The 25,547-nt window shown below is 37.9% G+C and carries 16 protein-coding genes; 15 read left to right on the top strand and 1 reads right to left on the bottom strand.

The window, feature by feature from the left end:
* Positions 1-376: 376 nt before the first annotated feature.
* The 14 genes from gcvT to HWV03_RS18025 all read left to right on the top strand — a co-directional run bounded on the left by gcvT (position 377) and on the right by HWV03_RS18025 (position 20,221).
* On the top strand, positions 377-1,471 hold the full coding sequence (gcvT, locus tag HWV03_RS18090; RefSeq protein ID WP_211677125.1) for a glycine cleavage system aminomethyltransferase GcvT: 1,095 nt from the start codon (positions 377-379) through the stop codon (positions 1,469-1,471).
* Positions 1,472-1,638: 167 nt separating this feature from the next.
* Positions 1,639-2,025: a glycine cleavage system protein GcvH gene (gene gcvH, locus HWV03_RS18085; protein WP_211677124.1), complete on the top strand. Its 387-nt coding sequence runs from the start codon at positions 1,639-1,641 to the stop codon at positions 2,023-2,025.
* A gap of 142 nt (positions 2,026-2,167) precedes the next feature.
* Positions 2,168-5,074 (top strand): aminomethyl-transferring glycine dehydrogenase, encoded by a 2,907-nt coding sequence (gene gcvP / locus HWV03_RS18080; RefSeq protein ID WP_211677123.1) that lies wholly within the window; start codon positions 2,168-2,170, stop codon positions 5,072-5,074.
* Between the two features lie 348 nt (positions 5,075-5,422).
* The gene (locus HWV03_RS18075; RefSeq protein WP_211677122.1) at positions 5,423-6,472 is read left to right on the top strand and encodes an MBL fold metallo-hydrolase; all 1,050 of its coding nucleotides are present in this window, start codon (positions 5,423-5,425) and stop codon (positions 6,470-6,472) included.
* On the top strand, positions 6,469-7,851 hold the full coding sequence (locus HWV03_RS18070) for an ABC-three component system protein (RefSeq protein ID WP_211677121.1): 1,383 nt from the start codon (positions 6,469-6,471) through the stop codon (positions 7,849-7,851). Before HWV03_RS18075 ends, HWV03_RS18070 begins: the two co-directional genes overlap by 4 nt.
* Entirely contained in the window at positions 7,841-8,458 is a 618-nt protein-coding gene (locus HWV03_RS18065) for an ABC-three component system middle component 1 (protein WP_211677120.1), read from the top strand. The genes HWV03_RS18070 and HWV03_RS18065 overlap by 11 nt, the downstream gene beginning before the upstream one ends.
* Complete coding sequence (locus tag HWV03_RS18060; RefSeq protein WP_211677119.1) at positions 8,448-11,627, top strand: hypothetical protein; 3,180 nt, start codon at positions 8,448-8,450, stop codon at positions 11,625-11,627. Before HWV03_RS18065 ends, HWV03_RS18060 begins: the two co-directional genes overlap by 11 nt.
* Positions 11,628-12,061: 434 nt before the next feature.
* The gene (locus HWV03_RS18055; protein WP_211677118.1) at positions 12,062-12,889 is read left to right on the top strand and encodes a TnsA endonuclease N-terminal domain-containing protein; all 828 of its coding nucleotides are present in this window, start codon (positions 12,062-12,064) and stop codon (positions 12,887-12,889) included.
* Positions 12,886-15,114, top strand: a complete 2,229-nt coding sequence (locus tag HWV03_RS18050; protein ID WP_211677117.1) for a hypothetical protein — start codon at positions 12,886-12,888, stop codon at positions 15,112-15,114. The genes HWV03_RS18055 and HWV03_RS18050 overlap by 4 nt, the downstream gene beginning before the upstream one ends.
* Before the next feature lie 11 nt (positions 15,115-15,125).
* The gene (locus tag HWV03_RS18045; RefSeq protein ID WP_211677116.1) at positions 15,126-16,571 is read left to right on the top strand and encodes an ATP-binding protein; all 1,446 of its coding nucleotides are present in this window, start codon (positions 15,126-15,128) and stop codon (positions 16,569-16,571) included.
* A complete protein-coding gene (locus HWV03_RS18040; protein ID WP_211677115.1) occupies positions 16,561-17,526 on the top strand; it encodes a TniQ family protein in 966 nt (321 codons plus the stop codon). Before HWV03_RS18045 ends, HWV03_RS18040 begins: the two co-directional genes overlap by 11 nt.
* Positions 17,523-19,001 (top strand): TnsD family Tn7-like transposition protein, encoded by a 1,479-nt coding sequence (locus HWV03_RS18035; RefSeq protein WP_211677114.1) that lies wholly within the window; start codon positions 17,523-17,525, stop codon positions 18,999-19,001. Before HWV03_RS18040 ends, HWV03_RS18035 begins: the two co-directional genes overlap by 4 nt.
* Entirely contained in the window at positions 18,985-19,374 is a 390-nt protein-coding gene (locus HWV03_RS18030; protein WP_211677113.1) for a DUF6957 family protein, read from the top strand. The genes HWV03_RS18035 and HWV03_RS18030 overlap by 17 nt, the downstream gene beginning before the upstream one ends.
* Before the next feature lie 556 nt (positions 19,375-19,930).
* The gene (locus HWV03_RS18025) at positions 19,931-20,221 is read left to right on the top strand and encodes a hypothetical protein (RefSeq protein WP_211677112.1); all 291 of its coding nucleotides are present in this window, start codon (positions 19,931-19,933) and stop codon (positions 20,219-20,221) included.
* Between the two features lie 1,035 nt (positions 20,222-21,256).
* Here the strand turns inward: HWV03_RS18025 and HWV03_RS18020 are convergent.
* Complete coding sequence (locus tag HWV03_RS18020) at positions 21,257-21,502, bottom strand: hypothetical protein (protein ID WP_255546908.1); 246 nt, start codon at positions 21,500-21,502, stop codon at positions 21,257-21,259.
* Between the two features lie 109 nt (positions 21,503-21,611).
* On the opposite strand from HWV03_RS18020, the gene HWV03_RS18015 reads away from it, so the two are divergent.
* On the top strand, positions 21,612-25,544 hold the full coding sequence (locus tag HWV03_RS18015) for an RHS repeat domain-containing protein (RefSeq protein WP_211677111.1): 3,933 nt from the start codon (positions 21,612-21,614) through the stop codon (positions 25,542-25,544).
* Positions 25,545-25,547 lie beyond the last annotated feature (3 nt).

Genomic DNA, 25,547 nt, shown 5'->3' with positions numbered 1-25,547 from the left:
GTAAACGCCCTGTTTACATTAGTTATTGTAATGCTAAGGCCGTTCCTATCCAAGTTATTCACAGTTTAATCATTGCCAATATAGCTCGAAGTTAGCAAAGTAAGCTGCTCTTATTGGTTTTTTTGTGATCTATGACGTCATTATTCCCCGCGAATAACTTTTTCCTCTATTAAAGTGTTAGCCTTACACGCATTATCATTTGATTAACCATTAGATTTTCTATTCCTTAAATAATTTTAACGAATGCTTTCTAAGGGTATAATTGAATTATTATCATGTAATAGGTTTTACATGACGCTTTAATATAAAAGCAAGAAAGCAATTTTACTTGATCCCAAAGTCTTGATTAATAACTGTCAATTAAAGGAATTATAGAATGGCTCAACAAACAGTACTGTTCCCGAAGCACGTAGAAGCAGGGGCAAAAATGGTGGACTTTCATGGTTGGGATATGCCAATCAATTACGGTTCCCAGATTGCTGAACATAATGCTGTACGCGAAGATGCGGGTATGTTCGATGTGTCACATATGACCATCGTTGATATCAAAGGCGCTGACGCTAAGTCGTTCTTACGTTATTTACTTGCCAATGACGTGGCAAAATTAACTGTTTCTGGTAAAGCCCTCTATACCGGAATGTTACAACAAGATGGTGGGGTTATTGATGACCTTATCGTTTACTTCTTCAATGATGAATACTACCGTTTAGTGGTGAATTCAGCGACTCGTGTTAAAGATTTAGCATGGATCAACAAACAAGCTGCAGAGTTTTCTGTAGCTGTTACTGAATTACCTGAACTGTCTATGATTGCAGTACAGGGCCCGAAAGCCAAAGAAAAAGCCGCTACTGTATTTACTGCTGAGCAAAACGCCGCAGTTGAAGGCATGAAGCCATTCTTTGGTGTACAAGCGGGTAGTTTGTTTATTGCTACAACGGGTTATACCGGTGAAGCAGGTTATGAGATTGTCGTACCACAAGACGAAGCTTGCGATTTATGGCAGAAACTTGTGGACGCAGGGGTTCAACCAGCTGGTCTAGGCGCACGTGACACACTACGTTTAGAAGCTGGTATGAACCTTTATGGTTTAGATATGGATGAAACTGTATCACCGCTAGCCGCTAACATGGGCTGGACGATTGCTTGGGAACCACAAGAACGTGACTTTATCGGTCGCGCAGCGCTAACTGCTCAAAAAGCAGAAGGCACTAACAAACTTGTTGGTTTAGTACTTGAAGCGAAAGGTGTATTACGTACTGGTCAAAAAGTCGTATTCACTAACGCTGCAGGCGAAGCATGTGAAGGCGTTATCACCAGTGGTAGCTTCTCACCAACACTTGGTTTTAGTATTGCATTTGCACGTGTTCCAGCATCAATCGGTGAAACGGCTGACGTTGAAATGCGTAAAAAACTTATTACTGTTGCAGTAACTAAACCAGCGTTTGTTCGTAATGGTAAAAAACTAGTTTAGTGCTACGTTTGATTTAACTGAAAATTGTATGACGTCAGCTGAGTTGCAGATTTTTATTTCGAAAGAATAGTAATAATTCTGCTTATAAATAATCGCAATTCAGTGTCTACAGCGTTACCAAATAAAAACATAATCATTTAAGTAAAAGACAAAAGGAAGTTTCAACAATGAGTAATATCCCAGCTGAATTAAAATTTGCACCTTCACACGAATGGGTTCGTAACGAAGGTGACGGTACTTATACTGTCGGTATTTCAGACCATGCTCAAGGCCTTTTAGGTGACATGGTATTCATTGATTTACCCGATGTTGGCGACGACGTTGAAGCTGGCGAAGATTGCGCAGTAGGCGAGTCTGTTAAAGCCGCATCTGATATCTACGCACCAATCAGTGGTGAAATTGTAGCAATCAATGAAGAATTAGAAGATTCTCCAGAGTTAGTAAACTCAGATGCATTCGGCGAAGGCTGGTTGTTCCGAGTTAAAGCTTCTGACGAAAGCGAACTCGCATCGCTGTTAGACGCTGACGGTTATGCTGAGTCAATCGAAGACTAATTTGTTGTTGAAACCCTGAGCTTGTCTCGGGGTTTTTTTTAGTGTTTAAACGCTAATTGCTATTTTTTAAAGTATTAGTTTAAGTTTGTTAAACGCTAATTTAATTTTGTTATTTGTTAAAAGTATAAATACAGGGAATTGCATGAAAACCCATACCCCACTTGCCCAGTTAGAGCAGATTGATAATTTCGCCCGTCGCCACATCGGTCCTTGCGAAACAGAAACTAAAGAAATGTTAGCGAAAGTTGGCGCAGACTCTTTAGAAGACCTTATTCAACAAACAGTACCAAGCTCGATCTTATTGGCAGAAGACATTGTTGCTGGCCATCAGTTATCTGAAGTTGCAGCACTGCAAGAATTAAAAGCCATCGCAGCCAAAAACACAGTCAATAAAAGCTACATTGGTATGGGCTATTACGGTACTAACGTGCCGAATGTTATCCTACGTAACGTATTCGAAAATCCAGGCTGGTACACGGCATACACGCCTTACCAACCAGAGATTGCACAAGGTCGTTTAGAAGCACTTCTTAACTTCCAAACCATGACTTGTGACCTAACAGGCATGGATTTAGCAAGCGCATCTTTACTTGACGAAGCGACAGCAGCCGCTGAAGCAATGGCAATGTGTAAGCGTGTTTCTAAAAACAAAAAATGTGATAACTTCTTTATCGCCGACAGCGTACACCCACAAGTCGCTGACGTGATGATCGAACGTGCAGAGCACTTCGGTTTCACTGTTATTCAAGGCCCAGCAGAAACAGCGCCTGAGCATGACTTGTTTGGTGCGGTACTACAGTACCCAGGTACAGACGGTGATGTAACAGACATCAGCGATATTATTGCGGCTATCCAAGCTAAAAAAGGTGTTGTTGCAGTGGGTTCTGATCTACTTGCACTGACACGCATTAAGTCACCTGCAGAACTCGGTGCTGACATGGCGTTTGGTAGTTCACAACGCTTTGGTGTACCAATGGGTTATGGCGGTCCACACGCTGCATTCTTCGCAAGCTGTGACAAACATAAGCGTTCTATGCCGGGTCGTATCATTGGTGTTTCTAAAGACACTCATGGTAAACCTGCACTGCGTATGGCAATGCAAACGCGCGAGCAACACATCCGCCGCGAAAAAGCTAACTCAAACATTTGTACTGCACAGGTATTACTCGCGAACATGGCTGGTTTCTACGCAACGTATCACGGTCCAGAAGGCCTTAAAGATATTGCTAAGCGTGTACACCGTTTCACTGATTTATTAGCAGCTGGTCTTGTTAAAGGCGGTTTAAGCCTGACTAACAATACCTGGTTCGATACAATCACAGTACAGTTAGACAACGACCAATTAGATAACAAAGAGAAAGTGGTTACTCGTGCATTAGCTGCGGGCATTAACTTCCGTCTTGACGCTGAACATCAAGTTGGTATCAGCTTAGATGAAACAATCACGCAAGCAGACCTAGCGACATTATTCGACGTACTATTGGGCGATGACCATGGTATCTCGGTTGATGCACTAGAAGCTGAACTAGCAGCAACAGGTAGCACGTCTATCCCTGCTGAACTTGAGCGTGAATCAGCATTCCTAACACACCCAGTATTTAATTCGCACCATTCTGAAACAGAAATGCTGCGTTATATTAAATCGCTGGAAAATAAAGATTTAGCCCTTAACCATTCAATGATTTCATTAGGTTCTTGTACCATGAAACTGAATGCGGTTGCCGAAATGATCCCAGTAACATGGCCTGAATTTAGCAACATGCACCCGTTCTGCCCAGCAGATCAAGCGGTTGGTTATAAAGTGATGATTGACCTGTTAGAAGACTGGTTAGTTAGCATCACAGGTTACGATTCAATTTGTATGCAACCTAACTCGGGTGCACAAGGTGAATACGCAGGTCTGTTAGCGATTCACAAATACCATGAGTCACGTGGCGAATCACATCGTAACATCTGTCTGATCCCTAGCTCTGCGCACGGTACTAACCCTGCATCAGCGCAAATGGCGGGTCTGAAAGTTGTCGTTACTAAGTGTGACGTAAACGGTAACGTTGACGTTGCTGACTTACGTGAAAAAGCGGAAGAGCTAAAAGATAACCTTTCTTGCATCATGATCACGTACCCATCGACACACGGTGTATACGAAGAAACGATTAAAGAAATCTGTGACATCATTCATGACAACGGCGGCCAAGTTTATATGGACGGCGCGAACATGAACGCACAGGTAGCATTAACATCACCGGGCTCTATGGGCTCTGATGTTTCTCACCTTAACTTACACAAAACATTCGCTATCCCACATGGTGGCGGTGGTCCAGGTATGGGTCCTATCGGCGTTAAAGCGCACTTGGCACCTTTTGTTGCTGGTCACGCGGTTGCTGACACAGGTAAAGAAAGCCGTAACAACGGTGCGGTATCTGCTGCACAGTTCGGTAGCGCAAGTATCTTGCCGATTACGTGGATGTACATCAACATGCTAGGTACAGCAGGTCTGAAACGTTCTACACAGACAGCTATCTTAAACGCTAACTATCTGGCTCAAAACTTAGACCCACTGTTCCCAGTACTTTATAAAGGCCGTAATGATCGCGTAGCGCACGAGTGCATCGTTGATTTACGTCCACTTAAAGAAACAACGGGTATTACCGAGTCTGATGTTGCTAAACGTTTAATGGATTATGGTTTCCACTCGCCAACAATGAGCTTCCCAGTTGCGGGTACGCTAATGATTGAGCCAACTGAATCAGAATCTAAAGCTGAACTAGATCGCTTCATCGAAGCAATGACCAGCATCCGTGCCGAAATTGCTAAAGTTGAATCGGGTGAGTGGACTGCAGAACAAAGCCCACTACATCACGCACCACACACGCTAGCCGATATTGTTGACGCTAACTGGGACCGTGCTTATGACCGTGAAACTGCCGTTTACCCTGCACCTTACGTGAAGAAAGACAAGTTCTGGCCTACTGTAAACCGCATCGATGATGTGTATGGCGACCGTAACTTATTCTGCTCATGCCCACCAGTTGAATCGTATAACGATTAATTTTGGTCGTTGATGACTAGTAATTAAGTTTGTGACTGTTTTAATGAAGGTTGTGACTGTAATTAAGATTGTGACTAATTGAGTTATTAGAAGTCGAATAAAGTGAAAAAGCGAACCAGAAATGGTTCGCTTTTTTTGTTTTATAAATGGATAAATAAATTGCCCCGTATTAAACCGTTCTTCAGTATTGATGTTATCAACTCATATTAATATTTTTGTAAAGGGTGTTGTAGTTATATGTTTAATGATTTCAATTATATAACTACAATGTAATAGGCGTTATAATCTGAGGATATAAGTGGAATGAGTATGGGTTGAGAGTGTAAAGCTTTCACATAAGGATGAAATATGGCTCTTGAATTAAAAATATTACAGGCTGAACATGGAGACTGTATAGCTATTAGCCTTGAATACAAAGGTGAATACAAGAATATACTAATTGATGGCGGTCCATCTAGAACATTTGAAGTGCAGCATATCCCACGTCCTCTTAAAATTTTTTTAAACGAAGTTAAGGCTAAAAATCAAAAAATTGATTTGCTTGTATTAACCCATGTTGATGATGATCATATTGGAGGCCTTTTAGCTGGCTTTAATAAGAGTGGTTATTTAACTGAATTAACCGAAGAGGTGTGGTTTAATTCTGGGCAATTAATTTTCAAGTATTTTGATAAACCTATTGATGCATCAAATGTTGTCATGCTAAAAAATAGCACCGGTACGAATACTAGCATTGGGCAAGGTATTAAGCTTGAAGATCATTTAATAGGTAAGAATATTTGGTCACATTCTCTTATTAAAACAGGTGATAAATTTGAACGGTTTGGATGTAAATTTAAGATCCTTTCACCTTCCATCGTTAATCTTCAAAAGCTTTTAGTTAAGTGGGAGAAAAAACGTAAAATCCCAAATACAGCTGGTGCAAAGAAAGACTACACAGAATCACTTGAAGAGTTATTAATAGAAGATCAATTTATTGAAGATAAATCAATTCATAATGGAAGCTCACTAGCTTTTATCTTTGAAAGTGAGGGCTTATCACTGCTGTTGTTAGGAGATGCACATCCTACGGTCGTTATCGATAGTTTAATAGCTTTAGGTTACTCCAAGCATAACCCTTTGAAAGTTGACTATGTTAAAATTTCCCACCATGGTAGCAAAGCTAATACTAACGATGAACTGTTAACACTAATAGCTTGTAATAATTTTATTATATCTACAAATGGTAATCATCATGGCTTACCAAACAAAAAAACGTTAGCTCGTATCATTAATCATTTCCCTAGTGCTAACTTAATGTTTAATTATCCAGATTTGATTAACAAAATATTTAACAAGCAGGAATTAAGCGATTCAAGCTTTAATGCAATAGGATGTAAGGATGTTATTACACCATGAATCAAGGCACTCCTACGGTAAATCAAAAGCATAGTGTTAAAGTTAATAATGGCAGTGGTGTATTAATTCAGCCAATGTCTACAACCTATGCATACGTGTTAACTGCTAAACATTGCTTGAAAGTTGATAAAGATGACCTTACCAGCAATTTTATATCAAAGCATGAATTATTTTCTTTTGATGGGAAGGAAATACCGGTATTAGATGTTATCTGTCATGACACTAGAGATATTGCAATTTTGATTGTGGGTCAAAAATCTGAATGTGAGCTTATGATTAATAGCGATTCTTTAGTAGTCAATGACCAGGTTTTTTTATGTGGTTACCCTGACGATAGACGTGGCACTTCTCAGGAATATTCCGCATTTATTTATAATTTCACATATATGTCTGGAGAGTTTGCTGTCCTTTCTCCTGAGGCTGCTGGTGTTGGTTATAGTAATGTTTCTGGATTCTCAGGTGGAGGTATTTTTACTCTAGATCGTGAAGATAAGCCAGTTTTGCTTTGTGGTATAGAAACTAAAATGGATGGAGATCCAGATAGAGAATGTCATGGTAACATTTCAGCTATACCAATTAGTGAGTTTGAAAAGCTTATCGCTGATCCTAAAAATCTTTATTTAGAACAGCCTTTAGCACCACTTTTACCATTACATTTGTCTAGTTTTGAGCATTTACGTGATTTTAGTTTTGATGTTATTCAGGGCTGGATTGAAGATGATAAGTTAAATTTTCTTAAAGATCGCTTAAGAGATATTTCAACGAATGAAATTCAAGTAAACCTTTCCCCAAGTGAAGTATTTAAAGAGTTTAAAGAGTGCCTGCGAGTTTATAATCGACCTAGCAATGAATTGCGAAGCCGTGAGTTATGGGTCGCATTAATGGAGTTATTAACTATATCGATATTAATCGATAAGCCTAAAATTGTAGACGCAGCGTATGTAGATAACATAATGCATTCGAGACGGTTAATTTATATTGGAGTCAAGGAAACTTGGCAGCAACACGTATCTGATATTTTCAAAGGAAAGCTTAATCGCTTTAACGAAAATGGAATAATTGTGGTTAAAACACTCTGCTCTCCACAGCGAAATGTCAGTTTTTCAAAAGTCGGTATAAAAAAGTTGGTTAAAAATATTGCTAGACCGCCTTCCGACCGTCGGGCCATTACGAATATTAATTCGAACCTTTCTAAAATTCACAGTATTGTAGATATTACAGCGCTACATGCTGAATGTATTGAATCTAAGGAAGATGTATTTGAAAATCACACTGATCTTTTCGATTTTGATGATAAAAAAGAAGCTGAACTACGCATGTTATTAGCTAAAGAGTATGGCGCTTATTTAACTGTTAAGGATATTGTTGATGTTACCTAAATTTGTTTTAGAGCAAGATTACGACATGAAGCTTTTAAATCTCGAATTTCCAGATGTTGAATTTAATCTATATCAAGCATTAATTGGCGGAAAATCATTTTTATCTGCATTTTCTTGCTGGATTGAAAATGAGGAAATACTTGAACAGTTTTGGAACCGTATCAATAACCTAATAGGCATTGATTATCAAACAAAACTGGAAGACGAATTTTCAAGTTGGAATATTTATTTAGTTTTTTTTATACCCACCACCGTGAGTAATTCACTTAAATATACTATAGAGAATGACACCTTTTTCATGCGTAAAATTGTTTTTGATAGTAAGTTGAAATCTTTGAATAAAGATAAATTTTCTGCATATCTTGATGATCATATTTTAGGTAAAGATATCTATATTGAACAACCGTCAAGTCAAAACGTTATCAATAGTTCTATATACTCATCGGTTACACAAGATTTATTCGCGATGAATAATTCTATATATTCATCGGTTACACAAGATTTATTAGCCATGAATATTTCTTTAGGAAAGTCTCGGGATGAAAAAAGAATGCGTGGGGCATGGTTGGATAAAATAATTTTAGAGGTTGAGAACGATGAAGTTTAAACGTGTCGAAATACAAGCTTTTAAAAGTTATTTAGATAAACGTGATGGCATATTTGATTTTACGGTTAAAGGTGGAGAACCGGCTGATCTCGTTTCAATATACGCCCCAAATGGATTCGGAAAAACATCCTTCTATGACGCGATAGATTTTTGTATGACTAATAATATAACTCGTTTTATCCGGGATTCGAGTCTAGCAATTGTAAATAATACAGATGCGAAAGAATTAAATCAGACTGGGCAAAAACAACATATTTTAAGATCAAAAAATGCTCCTGATAATCTTGAATCTATAGTCAAAATTGTTACTAATACGGATGAATTCGAAAGAAAAGTAAGCTCTGCTCGTGCAGGAAGTAAGGATTACGCATTTGATGATAAGAAAACAAAACCAGAAGAGCGCTTTTTCCGTTCTGTTATGCTCTCACAAGAAGCTATTGACAGTTTCTTAAGAGAATCAAAACCTGAAGCACGCTATGAGCGGTTTATGTATGAACAATTGGGTGGCGATGACAGCTTGGAGAAAAGCCGTCAGTATATCCAACTGATGCTGGGTGAAATAAATAGCAGACTGGATAAACTTAAAAGTCAGATCGAAACAGTAAGAAATAGACATTTACTAATCGAGTTAGGCGGTGAATCTATGCTTGATTCCAGTTGTTTAACTGTTATTAATGAATTAGTTTCAGAACTGAATGAGCAGGGATGTAGTTTTTCTATATTCGACGATGAATTTAATGATGAATCTAATGCAAAGTTATTATTAAAAATTGCTCAATTAAAAGATAGCATTAATGAAAATATTGAAAAGGTACTGGCTGAAAAAGTACAGTTAGAGAGTTTGTTAGATAGCTTCCCTGTATATGAAAAACATCACAATGAAATTGCAGCACTAAATAGTGACATCCTTAAGCTAACAAAGCAAAAAAATGATATTGAGCAATTCGAAGTATTAAATGACGAACAAGGTGTTTTAAAAGGACTGTTAGCAGCTTGCGGTAATCGTCTTGATAAACTCCACTTGCATAAAGTTCAACTGCCTGATTTCGTTAGTAAAGTTAAAGCTAAAAATAAATGTAATAGTGAGTTGGCTGATATTGAACATGATTTAAATAAAAATACTCAAACGTTGAAAAGTAAGAACGCAGAATTAGATGAATTAGAAAGCCAAAAGGCAATCTTGCGACATAATAAAGTTGAATTCGAAACGCTGAAAACAGTATCACCTCAATACTTTGATGAAATAACTAAATTAGAACAAAATATTAAACAGTTGGGTGCTGATGAACTTAGCATTAAAAATGATGGGTTAGATAAGAAAATTACCGATTTAAAATCGGAAGGTATTTTAATAAAAAGTTTTAGAATCGAAGAGCTTGATGCCATTTCTGAGAGTGAATTTGATAATGAAATACTTGAAAGATTGGCTAAGAATCATGTTGATGGAGTTCTTGAGAAGGAAAGACTGAATAAGCGACTAGCTGAGCTTAACAGCTCAATTGACTCTGTAAAGCGACAAAAAGACTCGATTACTAGGCTTATTGATCTAGGTTCTAAATTAGTAAATGATAACCAAGAGCAGCATTGTCCTTTATGTCAGCATGACCATAAATCATTTCTAAATCTGGCTAACGCAGTCAATTCAAATTCAAGTTTGAGCGACTCTCAACAGCGCCTTCTTAAAGATGTTGAAACTTGCCAAACACAGTTAAAAGAACAGGAATTAGTACTCAAAGAATTGAATGAATCTTTTTTGATCCAGCAAAGAGACTATTTGGGGGCTTTACGGGAACAGCTTAAAACGTTATTCAAGGATAAACAATCGACAGGTAATAGTCTTGAACAGATAGATAAAGACCGTGCTGAAGTTAATAGGTTAAAGGTATTAACGGTTCAAAAATCACCTGAACTATTTAAATTATATATCGATGACGAAATATCAAGGGTAGCATCGGATATTACTGTACTTGAGGGCAAAATTGATGAAGTTAAAGCTGAGTGTAATACGCTAATAGAAGGCACTCCGCAACTTAGGTTGGATTTTGCTGTTATGACTAGTAAATCAAAAAATGATGATGATTTCATTACTGAGTACTCAGACTTCCTCTACGAGTTGAAAGTTCCGCTTAATCTTATTGAACTTGTGTTGGATGAACAAGAGTTAAATGAAGCTATTGGTAATAAATTAGAGGCTTTAACTTCTTTATTTGAAAGTCAATCAAAGGACGTAGACAGTAATGATGTTGCTTTAACTACGTTAAAAACACCTTATTCCTCCACGTTCTTTGAAGATTTAACCGATAAAAAAGAGATGCTTTCAGAGCTGATAATGAGGGCAAGTGAACAGCTCGTTAGATTAAATGGATTGGTTCGCGGATTTTATGTGATGGTCAGATATCTTGGGCATGAAGCTTTACTCGAAGGTGATAATTGGGGAATTCTAAAACAGAGTTTTGATGATAAAGTATCAACTCTTCAACACTCAATAGAGCAAAGTGATGCATTGAACTCAGGAATGAAATTATTAACGGCACTTGCAGAACAATTATTAACTTATATTGAGTGTTTAAAATCAACAAGTGAACTCAATGGTTTTGATTTAGAAATCAAGAAATATGACAAAATTAAAGATGCGTTAATGACTGATTTAAGAGTTATCAATGATTCTTTAAAAAAACAAATTAATCATTACTTTCATATTGATTTAATTAATACTATTTATAAAAAAATCGATCCTCACCCTGACTTTAAAAAAATAGCTTTTAATTGTGTATTTCCAGATGAAGGAAGGCCTAAATTACAAGTTTATATCGAAGATGATGAAGGGAATAATATAATATCACCAACATTACATTTTAGCTCTGCACAAGTTAATGTACTTAGCTTAAGTATTTTTCTAGCGAAAGCAATTAATACGAAAAATGCAGGTAAAGATGTGGACTGTATATTTATTGATGATCCTGTGCAGTCGATGGATAGTATCAATGTACTTGGTGTCATTGATTTATTACGCAGTTTGAGTGTGAACTTGGGTAAGCAAATCATCATTTCAACTCATGATGATAATTTTCACGCTTTACTGAAACAAAAGCTCCCTGAACATTTATTCAGATCTAAGTTCTTAGAGCTCGAATCATTTGGCAAAGTTGCTGCTCATGCAGGACAATGATTACGTCTAAGATGGGTGTTTTATGTTAGTTATAATTTAAGTTTGGAATGCTCCCCCATATATCTTAATAAGTATGGGGAGTGAACTTGGCCCACTTATAAACTTGTGAATTTTAGTGGATTAAAAATAGAGTTAAATAGTACTTATCTAGCACCATCATAAATGTCTTTTGGCGATATTCTCCGTAATAAAGCTAGAACGAGCCAAAGTTTTTAAATAATTTAAAAATAAATTTTACAGCCCCATTCAGACAAAATGTAAACCTACCTCAAATTAACTTTCTACCTATCTGATTTGTAGCAACTTTTGATCTACTGACATTTATTACTTATTGATATAATATATCCCTATTATATCATATGCTTAGGTGTTTTTGTAGACTGCTATTTTATGTTTCTTAGTGCTATAACTAGAACTTCAATTACGGAGTTCTTATGAGACATAAACAAATACTCGCTTCAACAGAGGTAATCAAGTCGCTTAATGACTGGAAGCGTGACATCGTTAAATCAGGTCGCTACATCCCCTTTATCACTGTGCGTAAGGTAAATAAAATTGGACGACGTCATTGGATTTTTTGCCCTCGGCAAAAACGACAGGTTCATTTGCTATCTGACGGTGAATTCCGCGCATACAAAATCCTTCTTTGGAAACCAAATGTCATATCTGTTGAAGAACAGTTCGCTTTAGATATAGATGAAACGCTTGATATTGCCGTAGCTGCTAACTTAATACACCCGCGTGATTGGAAAACTAACCTTGCACATGTGATGACGACAGATTTTGTCGTTACGATACGTCTGGACGATTATTCACAAAAACGAATTGCATATACGTTTAAATATTGGGATCAGATTTTCAAGCGATTAGATAACGGTAATGTCGAGAGAATTAAAGCACGTACTTGGCAAAAATTTGCCATCGAACGTGAGTATTGGCGTAAGCGTAATGTGGAGTATCGCGTCATCACTGAACTTGATACGACTAAGATTTCTGCTTGGAATATTGAGTACTTTGAATTAGCTCATGACTTGGTTGCCAGTGCTGACGAACTCAAAGAGTTCGGGCAGGCCTTCATCAAATCATGGATTGAGGAACCGAGAGCTGAACTACAAGATCACTTTGAATCAGTGCAACACCGAGTCAACACGCCTTACCAGCGTGTGCAAAGCCTGTTTCAGTACTCATGTTTGCACCACCTCTTACCTGTTAAAACAGATAAATACATTCGCTTATTCCGCGCTGTGGAGTTGAGCCTATGATTTATTTGGGTCAGAAAATATATGATAGCGAGACGTCAGAGTTACTGAGAGTTTGTCATGTTAATTATCAGCTTAAATTAGCTGCAATTGCGGATATGAATATAGCTGGGAGTGCTGACAATATTTCTAAACCAGAGGTTTGGAGTTTTAACCGTATTGCAATACTCATCAAAAAGACATCAGTACAGACATCTCTGCATGAACTGCCTGCTGAGTTTTCATTTTCAGATGAATTTTTGATTCAGGACGGCCGGCAAAAATGGCTTGATAAAAGAGACAAAAAATACCAAATAATTAAATCTTTAACGGCAGAATCGCGCATTACTCAATATTTATATGATGGAGGGCTCGCGAGTGAAGTTGAACTATTGGTCGGAGATAATCTTGCTACTAATCCAGATAACGCATGGAAAACTAAAGGGGCTTATTACAATGCGTTGAATCGATACATTGTGTTTGGCTGTCATATTAATGCGCTATTACCATTTAAATTAAAAAACACAGGGAGTAATTTTTTCCTCCCAGCTACTCCTGGTGTCGAGAATGTAAAACGAGGTCGTGGCGGGGCTGATAATCGTAATAGTCGCTCAAAGAGTATCGGTGTTACTCAGTTGCAAAAGGACAACTTAAAGTCTGTCGTGGCGTTTGTAAAAGCGGATAAAAATAAAGAACACTTCCCCAAGTTTTCGTTTAAAAAAACGGCCGAGGTATACCAAAATCTTTTTGAGTCTTCAGAGGTTGAACGTGAAATAGACGGTGTAGTTAGCAGAACCTATGTTCCTTACGAGGAGAGCGCTTGTTTATCTGATGCTCAGCTTCGATATCATCTTAAACAAATTATCGATAAAACGTTATATCTGAAAATTCAGCATGGGCATATCGTTTATGAAAAAGATCATGCTGACCGTCAGGGCTCTGCGCACGACGGTGTTATAGGCGCGACATATCGATATGAAACGGATGCTACTGTATTAGATACCTATATTCGATATCCGTTTGACACGACCGGGCGTCTTTCGATGGGGCGACCTGTTTTTTATATCGTTATTGATGTCTTTTCTACCATGATTGTAGGCTTTTATGTGGGCTTCGACGGACCAAATTGGACGGGGGCTTCGCAGGCGCTTGTGAACGCTTGCTCGGACAAAGTTGAGTTTGCTGCTCGATATGGCGTTGAACTTAAAGAAGGGGATTGGCCTGCTCATCATATTCCGGTCCAAGTAACGGTCGATAATGGGAATGAACATCCAGATAAAGTCATTTCATCGGTATTGAGTTCTGAGATTGGAGTGCGTGGATATAATTTCACGGCGGTGTTCCGTGGTGATGCGAAAGGAACAGTGGAAAGTAAGTTTAACTGTTTAAATAAGCAGGCCATACATTTTGTACCTGGTGCAATTCCTGAAGCCGCGCCACGCGGTGAGCAACATCAGTCTAATCAATCTCTACTGGATTATGATTCTCTTATCGCATTTTTAATACATGAAATTATTCATCACAATAACTCAGCGGATAGGCTCAAACGGTTTGATATTAACGCCGTTAGAGATGGTATTGATATAACTCCTCAAGCTCTTTTTCTTCATAGTCTTTCTAAAGAAATGAATGGGGGTCGTGATGCAAGAAATGAAGAGATTGGTCGTATTTTCTGGGCATTTCTGCCAGAGGAAGAAGCTGTTGTGAGAGAAAATGGCATCTATTTGAAAGGACTCGTTTATTACTCTGATTTTGCTAAACAGGCGGGGTGGTTTACTAAAGCCAAGCATATCAGTGCATTCAAAATACCAGTCAAAAGACCCAAAGATTGGAGTTCGAATATTTGGCATAAAACTACAGCTGGTCAGTATGTACGTTTTGATTTGAAGAATCTTAATGGCGAAAGCCCATTTGTAGCGACTCACTGGGAGCCTATTTTACACCTACTTGAACAATTCAAAGATAAAAGACATCAAAATAAAATTAATGCTAAGAAACTAAGGCTATTTAAGGATGGATTACAGTCTAAATTACTGGAATATAACCAAGAGCAAATTGAATTAGCCCCTAAAAATACTCGTATTAGTATCCAACCAGGTATCAAAGGTCGTCAGGCAACCTATAAAGCCCTTGAACAGCTTATTCATGCAATTGAGATGCATGAGGGGCTTATGGATGAAACACGTCTCTCTGATAGCTCTGGTCGAATTACTGAGCAAGACGATTTAGATAATGAAATGAATAGTTAGGAGTATTAATAATGAGTATAGAAGCCGTTTATAAACCCCATTTAGATCTCAATTTAAATAACAATCCATTATCTGAGGCTGTTCATGTTGAGTTGAGTCGTGAACAGTTAATTAAAAATCTGACGGAAGTACCCTGTATTCAAGAGAATTTTTGGGATTTACCTGAGATATATCAGCAAACACAGTTGCGTCAGTTGACTGAAGTGCACATTCCCGTTCCTCAAACGTGGAATTTATACAATAAGATTCTTAGTTTAATTCTGTTTGGTTATGTCCGGCGTAATCCGTTGTCAAAAGAGATGCGCATGCAATACGCTAGAATCGCAGAGTGCATGCGGCTTGGTAAGTTGTATAACCCTGGCCCAATGAGTGGAATTGGACCGACAACAGCGCCGTCATCATTAGTGTACGGGGATTCTGGCAGTGGTAAAACTAAATGTATACGGAGTGTTTTAGGACAAGTAAAACAAGTGCTTAACCATAAGATTTACCAAGGAGAACATTTTAAGAAGAAGCAACTTGTATGGATTTCGTTTGATCTTCCGCCCAATGGTTCTCCTAAGGCGATGGCGGCTAATTTTTTTAGGGCTGTTGATAGTGCACTAGAAACTGATTATGCGGAGCAATGGAGTGATCACAAAAAATTTTCAGCAGATCAACTAATCGCCGCAATGCAACATATAGCTGCAACGCATTGTCTTGGTATTGTTCATATTGATGAATTACAGTTTATGTTGGGTTATAAAAAAATCAAAGAAAGCCCTTCACTTCAAACGCTTGAGACTCTATTTAATAAAATAGGTGTGCCAATCATTCAAAGTTCAACTCAGCAGGGTATCGAACTATTTGATTCGTTAGAGGACGGTGATCATCGTTTAGGTCATGATTCAACAACAGTGCGCCGAATGCTGAATGATCGTGAATTTAAATTTTCTACACATGCTTATGGGTCTGAATATTTTACTAAATTATTTGATGCGCTATTTCCTTCATCATTGATTTATGGAATTAAAAGCGTTTCAAATGAAAATTTTAAAGTAAAATTTCAATCCCTTAGTTGTGGTCTGCCTGCGATAATGACTCGATTGGCCCATATGCATCATGAAACGTTACAAACTTTGCTAATGAAAGACAGTAGTGAATATAAGAATTATTTTACTTTTGATCCCGAATTATTAGATAGAGTTTATACCAATCAATTTCATTTGATTGATCCAGCACTAAAAGCTCTTAGGAAGGGTAACAGAGAAGATTATGAAAAAAAGATACGGGATAAAACGACCAACAAAACGACATACACAAACAAAGATGTAATAAAAGAGCAAAAAAAAGTTCGAACCCCAGTACCAAAAATATTAAAAAATCACGATGAAAGCAGTACTCAGCCATCGACGGTCTCAAAACTTCAATTAGATAATTTTCTGATCGGTATTGAGGAAAACAAAGATGTTAATTGAGTTGCCCCGATTATTGCCAAATGAACATATATTGAGTGTACTTGCCCGCTGGTTTGATGGAACAGGTCGAAATGATTTTATAATGACATCGAAGTGGCTGTCAACGAACCTGAGCAAGCTTAATGCTTCGACCATTTGGCGTCCGGTATATAGCGATCTTATGAGTCATTATGCTGACACTACCGGTGTTAATAAGATTATATCTGAGCATACGCTAGTCCCTTACTACAGACCCTTTATAACTAAGCCTCAATATACATTGCTTCAAGACGCTATTACGACTGGAGCTAGGCACAAGGTTATACCTAGCTTACAAAATAACGTTACAGGTGTTTATATGTGGCGCTGGTGTCAATCATGTGCAGATGAAGACTATGAGGAATATGGGGTTACTTATTGGCATACCTATCACCAAATTCCTACGATGTTACGCTGCTATAAACATCAAACAGCTTTGGTATCTATGTGCCAGAGTTGTGATTTTAAATATATGTCTTTTCAGCGGCATTGGTTGCCGCCTGTTAATGGTGAATGCCTAGAGTGTGGTGAGATAGTTGAAGTACCGACGGTATTAAAATCAACGACATCATATTGGTTGGATGCCGTCAGTATTGCTTTGCAGCAAAAGCAGACGGATTTGACGTTAAATGTGTTACTTGAATTGATGAGGGAAAAACTTGGGTATCAATGTTTACCGCGTAATATCCCGTTAGCGTTACGAAAAGAAGTCGTTGAAATACAAAAGGCATTTGAGGTGAGTCTAGAAGGTAGCGTAATTTCTACCTACTTTACTCGTGAGCAAGAAGAAATTTATAAGCGAGGTCAAAAATTACTTAATATAATTACGACCGTTTATCGTAATTCCCAGGTCCCACCAATTAGTCTGTTGCTTATGTTGAGGTCACTCGGGATTGAGCATGAGCTTACCAAATTATTACTGGACGGCTACTCATGAATACAATCAACTTAGCGCAGTATTGCCCTAAATTGTTTGTAGATGAAACACTGCATAGTTGGCTTATTCGCTGGGCTTATGAATCGCCATATCCGAGTGTTGGTGAGTTATTAAAGCACCTATTAGGAACTCGTAATAAGCAGTTAGATTCAATATTTCCCAGCTATATTGATAGACTGGCTTGTCAATCGTCGATGAGTGAAGAGCTGCTTATTACTGCTCATACTTTTGTTCCTTACTTTAGCCATTTTTGTGGTGAAAAACTGTATCAAGAAATATTACAAGATATGCACAGGGGGGATACACAGGCCATTTATTCTAAAATGTCACTTACAGCCAGTCGGATAAATACGACCAGTTATGTTAATTACTGTCCTCGGTGTGTTGCGGAAGATGTTGAACAATACGGTATTGCTTATTGGCATGTATCTCATCAAATACCGGGTGTACTCTCATGCGTAAAGCATAAACTTCAACTTAAAGGGCTCCATAAGCTGCGCCGAGGAATGATAAAACCACCTCAATATGTTGTTAAAGATGATTTTATTGATGCAAGCTCTGAGGCCTTAAAGCTGGCCCGTCTGAGCTTAGAACTTCTTTCTAGAGAAAATCCTTTATTCGAGGGTTATAGGATGTCGCTGATATATCGTACTCGGTTGAGAGAAATGGGTATGGCATCAACCTCCTTTAATGTGCATCAAAGCGAGTTGCGGGCGGCATTAGAAGCATATTGGCAACCAATTCTTACTGATGAAACGATTGCGCTAATTTTTGATTTAGGGGATAAGCGTACTTATCCTACATGCATGTTTTATCATTCCGATGCTCATCATCATCCGTTGAAACATATACTTATGATAGGGATGCTGTTTCATTCAATAGAAGAGCTTCTTGAGTTTAATTACGATCTTGTTAATACCTATGTTGCTATCGCAAACCCTGCCTTAAAGGAATCGTATAAACCAGAAGAAGTTAAACTTGCGCTTAAAGAGCTCAAAGCTGGGTGCAGTTTACGACACTCAAGTAAAATTAGCGGCTTGAGTGTTGCAAAAGTAAAGCAAATAGCGATTTCTAATGGCATTGAAATAAAGAGACGAGAACAGAGTATATTCGAGAAAGACCGTAATCTTATTATTGAAAAATTATCTGAAGGATTTTCCACAAAATCAATAGCAGAGTTTATGCACTTATCTATACCAGCGGTAGAACAAATCCTTTCTCAACATCCTGAAATTGTAGTTAGAAGAAAAGAACTACGATTTCTTCACTCTCGTAGTCAGCATCGAGAAAATTTGCAACTCGCGCTGAAGCGTAATTCAACGGGTACGCGGCATGATCTTCAGAAAGAAGTTCGGAATAGTTACACGTGGCTCTTTAGGTATGATCAAAAATGGCTCTACGCTCAATTACCTGAACGAAAAGACTATAAATATTGGCCTAGAAAGACTAAAGGAACGCATGATGACAGCGAATGAAATTTATGAGTATCTTATGTCTCTACCTGGAGTCTCAGACTACGATGTAGGCTGTGAAATGAATGAAGTACAGCAGCGAATTGATGATGCATATGCTCTTTATTCAGGAAAGGGGATCTGTGTTGTTGCCGATTGGAAGTGGATTGATATTGAATTGACTAAGCAAGGCGAAAAACGGCTCCCAAATGATCTAAAGCCAGCTCTTTTATTTGCAGATACGATCCTTGAAGATTCACCTCAAAGAGGCATTGATTGGGTTAAAACTTCAATGCTAGTTGAGTATCAACACCCAGGGCTATTTGTTACAAGAAATACCTGTTATGTGATTGTTGGGTTAGGGGTTAGATGCCGAGTTCGATTTGGTGATGTTTAGATTGTGGTTGAAAATGGTATGCTGAGTATGAGCCTACATCGATGTACATTAAATGCGATTTTGTGTACTCCGCGCTTAAAGTATGTGTGTAAGATCTGCATATATTGAAGTGCTGGTGGCTCACTTCAATATAATGGCAACTAAGTTTTAGTCACTAAGACTTAGTTGCCGTTATATATTAATAAAAAAAAATTGTTACATTGGTTTAATAAGTTATCCCTAAAGTGTATTTATTAAGGAGGACTTAAGCGACGTTATTTTTCAGAGGGGAGTCATGAAAATAGCCGTAGACTGGAAGAAACCTTGATGCTCTAACAGATAGTCTGGTTACTGGAGATATAAATGCAATTGAACCTCCTTATACCATCTACAATATCAATACTGGCTGTATCCCCAAACAAATTTCTGGGTTTCAGCTAAAGGTGCTCACCACCTTTAATGAGGGGGTAGCCAAAAACAGGGGCATTAAGGTTGTTGTCGAGTAGAAACATAACGATTTTAGGCAATCGGCATCGGCTGCGCAATTTTCCGTTACTAAAGGCGTCATACGTAATTTATGAATAATCTCAGCAATAAACACAAAGCTTTTTATAAAAAGGTTGCCGAAATACTATGGGAAAAATGGGATCCCATTGGTGTGAATGATGGCGATAATGAGTGGGATGATGAATATGATAGTTATGTTCCTCACATCTTCCGTTTAGCTATAGAAGGCAATGATGCTTTTCGAATTGCAGCCTCGCTAACTTCTTCAGTTGAGCAAAACATTGGACTAGGTCCTGACAAAGCGGCTGATCTAAGAGTTGCTGAACTTATCGTACAAGAAAAAAAAGATATGTTGGGATAATCCAAACGTATAACAAGCGCATGTTGTATCAATAGCTGTGTGGCAGGACTGCTTTCACGTCACTCGTTTTATTACAACTGCCCAAAAAGTAAAGCGTTAATCTCAATTTGATCGTATTTTCTATAATGTGAACGGTGCCATTTAAAGTTCACACATTTCAAGTTTAAACTCTAAGCCATTTATGCCCCAAACGTTTCAGAAGGCATAGAACTGGCAAAAGAATTAGCTAATATGAAAAACAGCATATTGATCATCAAGCAACTACCGAGGAATCCTCAGTAGTTGCAGATTCTGCAACTACTGTCATTGATCCTAATTGGGCAACAGCCTAGTTGCCCAAATCAGTCTGAAGCACCTATGCCCCTAAACGTGTTTAGAACGCAGTAACCTTCATAAGAATAATTTGGTCAACAGGCTGTTGACTAAATTCAGGACAACTCATTCGTGAAGCAAGCTGTTTCGCAATTGTGTGTAGTGGATGAGTTAACTTGGCCAACTACATGTAGTCTGGCCACGTGGTTTCAATGCTAAATGTAACCCGAAAAATTAGAATGTTCGAAAGGTTGTAACTCGGAAATGTCCACGAATGAGTTAGCTAGTCTAGCTAACTCAAAATTGCCCCTTTCTGCGTTAGAGCAGTTACTCACTCACGATGTTTTCATATCGATTTGCCATACATTTTATCATGTGAGGAATCGTCATATCACAACAGTACACGCGAACTCTATTGCGAGTTCAATTGTGATCCAGCCTTAGTTAGATTAGATATTATGCAAAGGGGCTCTCCCTCCTATAGTGACTTGTATCCCATATTACAAAAGCATTAGAAATAAGCATTTCAATTAAAATCGATGCGAAAGTGATATTCACTAAGACAGTACAAAATGATCCATCCAGAATTACGGGTTAAAATTGGTTTTAAAGGGGTAAAGTAAGCGTTAGAGAGAACTTTTTGCCTGAGTAGTGAAATGTGTTAAGGCAAGTTTGAAATGTCACATCGGTTATTTATTTAGACATGTCACATTGTTCATCTCCTTAATCCCGAGATGAACTTGCTTTAAACTCGACGTCAGTAAGGTAAATCGGATTCATCGCACGCTTGGGTGCCTTGCGACTCGTCATTCTTGAGTTGCGGTTACGACTCGGTTCTTTTTCTTTTTCGTCCTGTGAACGCTTAGCAGCAGCTAAGATCGCACCCAATCGTTTATTACTCACGAGCGGTGAAATAGGCCGAATATCGACTTTATCTCGAGATGAAAGAGCATCCAATACACTTTTCACGAAGCATACTACTAAAGGTGTATTATTATCGATTATAAAAATTGCAAAGTGTAATGATAACAATTACCATTACACCTATAGTTATTTAATTTATATGGATATTAAAGTCGTGCGCAATATCGAATTGATCACATTTAAAAAGTGGATTGCAATTTTATTTTTTAATTTTGTAATAGTTACCGATGTAGTTTCCGAGTCTATCGACATCACTCACTTAGAACAAACTAACCTTGCGCAAACTAAAAATGAAAATGTACCTCTTGAAACATTGGGGGATAAGTTTGATCAATCCAGTGGGAGTGTTGTCTTTACAAGAGTCGATGGAGATATCCCTGGTAACTCAGATTTACAGGTTGCTTATAAAACGTCGTATTCAACCAACTTTCCAAATCAAAAGCGTTGGAGAGAAGATATTCCTAGAATTGAACTTAATTATGGTCTGGAAAACGTGAAGTACAGATGGGGTAACAGCCTACTTATTAACTGGCTTAATGAAGACTTTTGCTCTAAGGGCCAAAAGCAACCTAAACTTCCTTATAACACACCTTCAAAGTTAAGATCAAATACATCCTTGGTTATTCCTGGTCTGGTGAACGAACCTCTATTAATGAATAATGAAACCTTGGGGTTATCGAAAGTAGAATATCCATATATTACAAACAGCAAATGGCGATTAAGCTGCTATACATCTGAGTTGACTAATGCTGAAGGGTTTAAAGCAACAAGTCCAAATGGCGACATTTATTATTTTGATATGCTTAGCCATTATCCTGGTTATCCCTTTATCCCTAATTACTCCTATGGAATGGACAGTCTTTACCAGACTAATTATGAGCATTACCACGGCCCTATAACACTTTCAATAGGATTAATGGTGAGTAAAATTGAAGATAGGTTTGGAAATTGGGTAAAATATGAATATGACGATTATGATACCTCGAGAGTGATTAAATTTAAATCCGTTAAAAACAGACGCTTATTAACAAAGATACACAGCAATGATAAAAGAGAAATAATTATCTCTAGAAATAAATCGAATAATAGGTATGGATCATATGTTGAAACAACAATAAATTCATCAGGAAGGACATGGAAATATTCCTATGGCGAGAAAGGGGAATATTATGTTACGAGGCCAGATGGAAGAAAATGGGTATATGATCTTGATGCTTCTTCCGCTGGGGCAAATTTTGATCTAGGTGATGGAACAGGAAGTATTGAATATTTATGTCGACCTTCACTTTACGGAATGAAAAACATGACTATCAAGAGTCCAGATGGACTTACTGGTATTTTTGAGTTCGACTTTGTAAGAACGGATAAGTCTAATATACGATTAAATAGCAAAGATTATAATAAGCAAAGTTATCAGTACCTACGTTGTAGTTTTACTTTTGCATTACAGAAGAAGACACTATCTGTAGGTGGGAAAGATTATGAGTGGAACTATAGCTATTCTCAAAATGTAGGCCAATTTGAGGGGGAAGCAGCAAAGGCAAATAGCAAGCTTTCTGGCGTAGTACCCAGAGGCGTTTCCCGAGTAGATCATAAAACAATTTCTATGTTAAATCCCGACTCTTCACTTATAACATACTTTATTAATAGAAAGTCAAGGTCCTATTTGGAGGGGACCATTTCAGCAATTAAATATCAAACAAATATTAATGGTTTGTTATCTACAGACATGACTGAAATATATGAATATGAAAAGGGGGAAAAGTTAGGAGAAGTTGCAGGGAATGCTGGTCCTTATCATGAATCGAATTCAATACCAAAAAAATTAGTTAGAGTTATAAGTATCACTGATGGTAGCGAAGGCGAACAGGAGTATTTAACTGAATATCATGATTATAATCAATTCGGTCAACCAAGAACTATCATTGAACGCACGAATAATAATTCTAGTAAAGTAACTAAAGTGAAGTTTTTACATGATATAAGTCGCTGGGTATTAAACCTGCCAACTAAAAAATTTATATCGTCTCTTGATGGTGTGGATATTTTAAAAGATGAAATTCGTTACTATCCTGACTCTTTACTGCCATATCAAAAAAGTTATTTTGGTAGGCAAGTTAGCACTCATACTTATCACGATGATGGTAACCTGAAAAAGAGTATCTATAACGGCAGTAACCGTTATGAACTATTTGATAATTACTATCGTGGAACTCCTACTCAAATCACAGTGCCATGCGCTACGGTCAATGGTTGTAATTTAGTCAATGGTAGTACCACTAATACTATGGTGACTAAAAAGGAACTTAATAGTGACGGAACAATAAAAAGTGAGACAGACTTTAAAGGGGTGAAAACTAACTATAGTTATAATTCGATAGGACGAATTACTAAGGTTGATTATGTTACTAGCAGCCGGACCGATAAACATATTAGTTACAGTAACGTAGGCCGATTTGGACTATTACAGCAGATAATAAGGCAGGGTAACTTTGAGAAAGTAACAGACTATGATGGACTATTGAGACCAACGCTAACGCGTATTCGTGATAAAAAAGATAGTGATACAATTCGTTATCACCGTACTCAATATGATTATAATAATAGCCCTGTTTTTCAATCTTTTCCAAGTGTCAGTGCTAATAACACTATTGGTATAACCACTAAATACGATTCTCTTGGTCGCATAGTATCCACCACTCGTCAAAGTGATGGAGCACGTTCAACTATCGAATACCTCAGCGGTAATAAGCAACGAATAAAAGATGCTAAAGGTAATGTCACAAACGCTACCTTCTTGGCCTATGGCAGTCCCCGTTATGATATGCCGATAGTAATCAGTGCACCTGAAAGTGTTGATACACGAATTATCTATAACAAATTTGACCAAGTCACCTCGATAGCTCAAGGTGGTGTGACAGAAAAACGTCTTTACGATAGCTATCAGCAGCTTTGTAAAATCTACCGACCTGAAACGGGGGTTACCGCATATAGTTATAACGCCCAGCGGAAACTCATTTGGATAGCCGAAGGCACTGATGGTGGTAGTGACAGTTGTGCTGCAACACGGGTACCAGATGTGCATAAAGTCCGATTTAGTTATGACAACCGAGATCAATTGAGGACAAAAAGCTATCCAGACAAGACACCTGATAAGACGTACAGTTATGATGCCAATGGGAACTTAACCCGATTAGAGTCCGGCATTGGCCTCGGATCCGTTATCTGGCGTTACTGGTATAATTCGTTGAACTTAATAGATAAAGAGAGCTTATTGGTAAAGGGGGAAAATTTTATTCTGGACTGGGGATACAATAGTTTAGGGGCTGTGTCATGGCTTACATACCCTTCGGGAAAGACCATACATTATGCGCCGAATGCTTTAGGACAGGCAACAAAAGCGAGTGAAGGAAGTATAAATTATGCCAGCAATATTAAATACCATCCTAATGGTAAAATTAAACAGCTGACTTACGGTAATGGTATTGTACGAAATGTGGTTCTGGATACAACAGGCCGAGTTGATGCCATCAGTGATGGAAAAATGGGCGATTATCAATTGTACTTAGATGCAAGTTATGATGACAATGACAATTTATCCAGTTTGGTGGATAGGGTAGACCATAGTAACGATATTTATAATATTAGTTATGACGGACTAAACCGATTAAAGACTGCTGATGGTAAGTGGGGGAGCGGCAGCTATAACTATGATGATATAGGAAATATCCTAAGTCGTAGTATCAGTGGCTCAGTAATCAATTATAACTACAACAGTGCCAACCAACTTATCAATATTAGAGGAGCATATAGTTATAACTATGCTTATGATACGCGAGGTAATGTCATTAATAATGGTCGTTATAGTCTTGCTTTTAACCGTGCGAATCAGGTGAGTTCAGCGAAAGAAATCACTTATATGTACGATGGGCATAACCGCCGAGTCGCTCAAATTAAAAGTGATGGCACCAACTATAGTGTTTATAGCCAAAAGGGATTGCTTTTACATCGCCGTAAAGCCTCTGGCGATAAAGTCGACAACGTGTATGTTGGCAAGCAGTTAATTGTTAATATTGACCGTCGCTAAGGG

The sequence above is a fragment of the Moritella sp. 36 genome, assembly GCF_018219415.1.
Lineage (GTDB): Bacteria > Pseudomonadota > Gammaproteobacteria > Enterobacterales > Moritellaceae > Moritella.
This window is presented reverse-complemented; position numbering and strand designations above follow the sequence as displayed.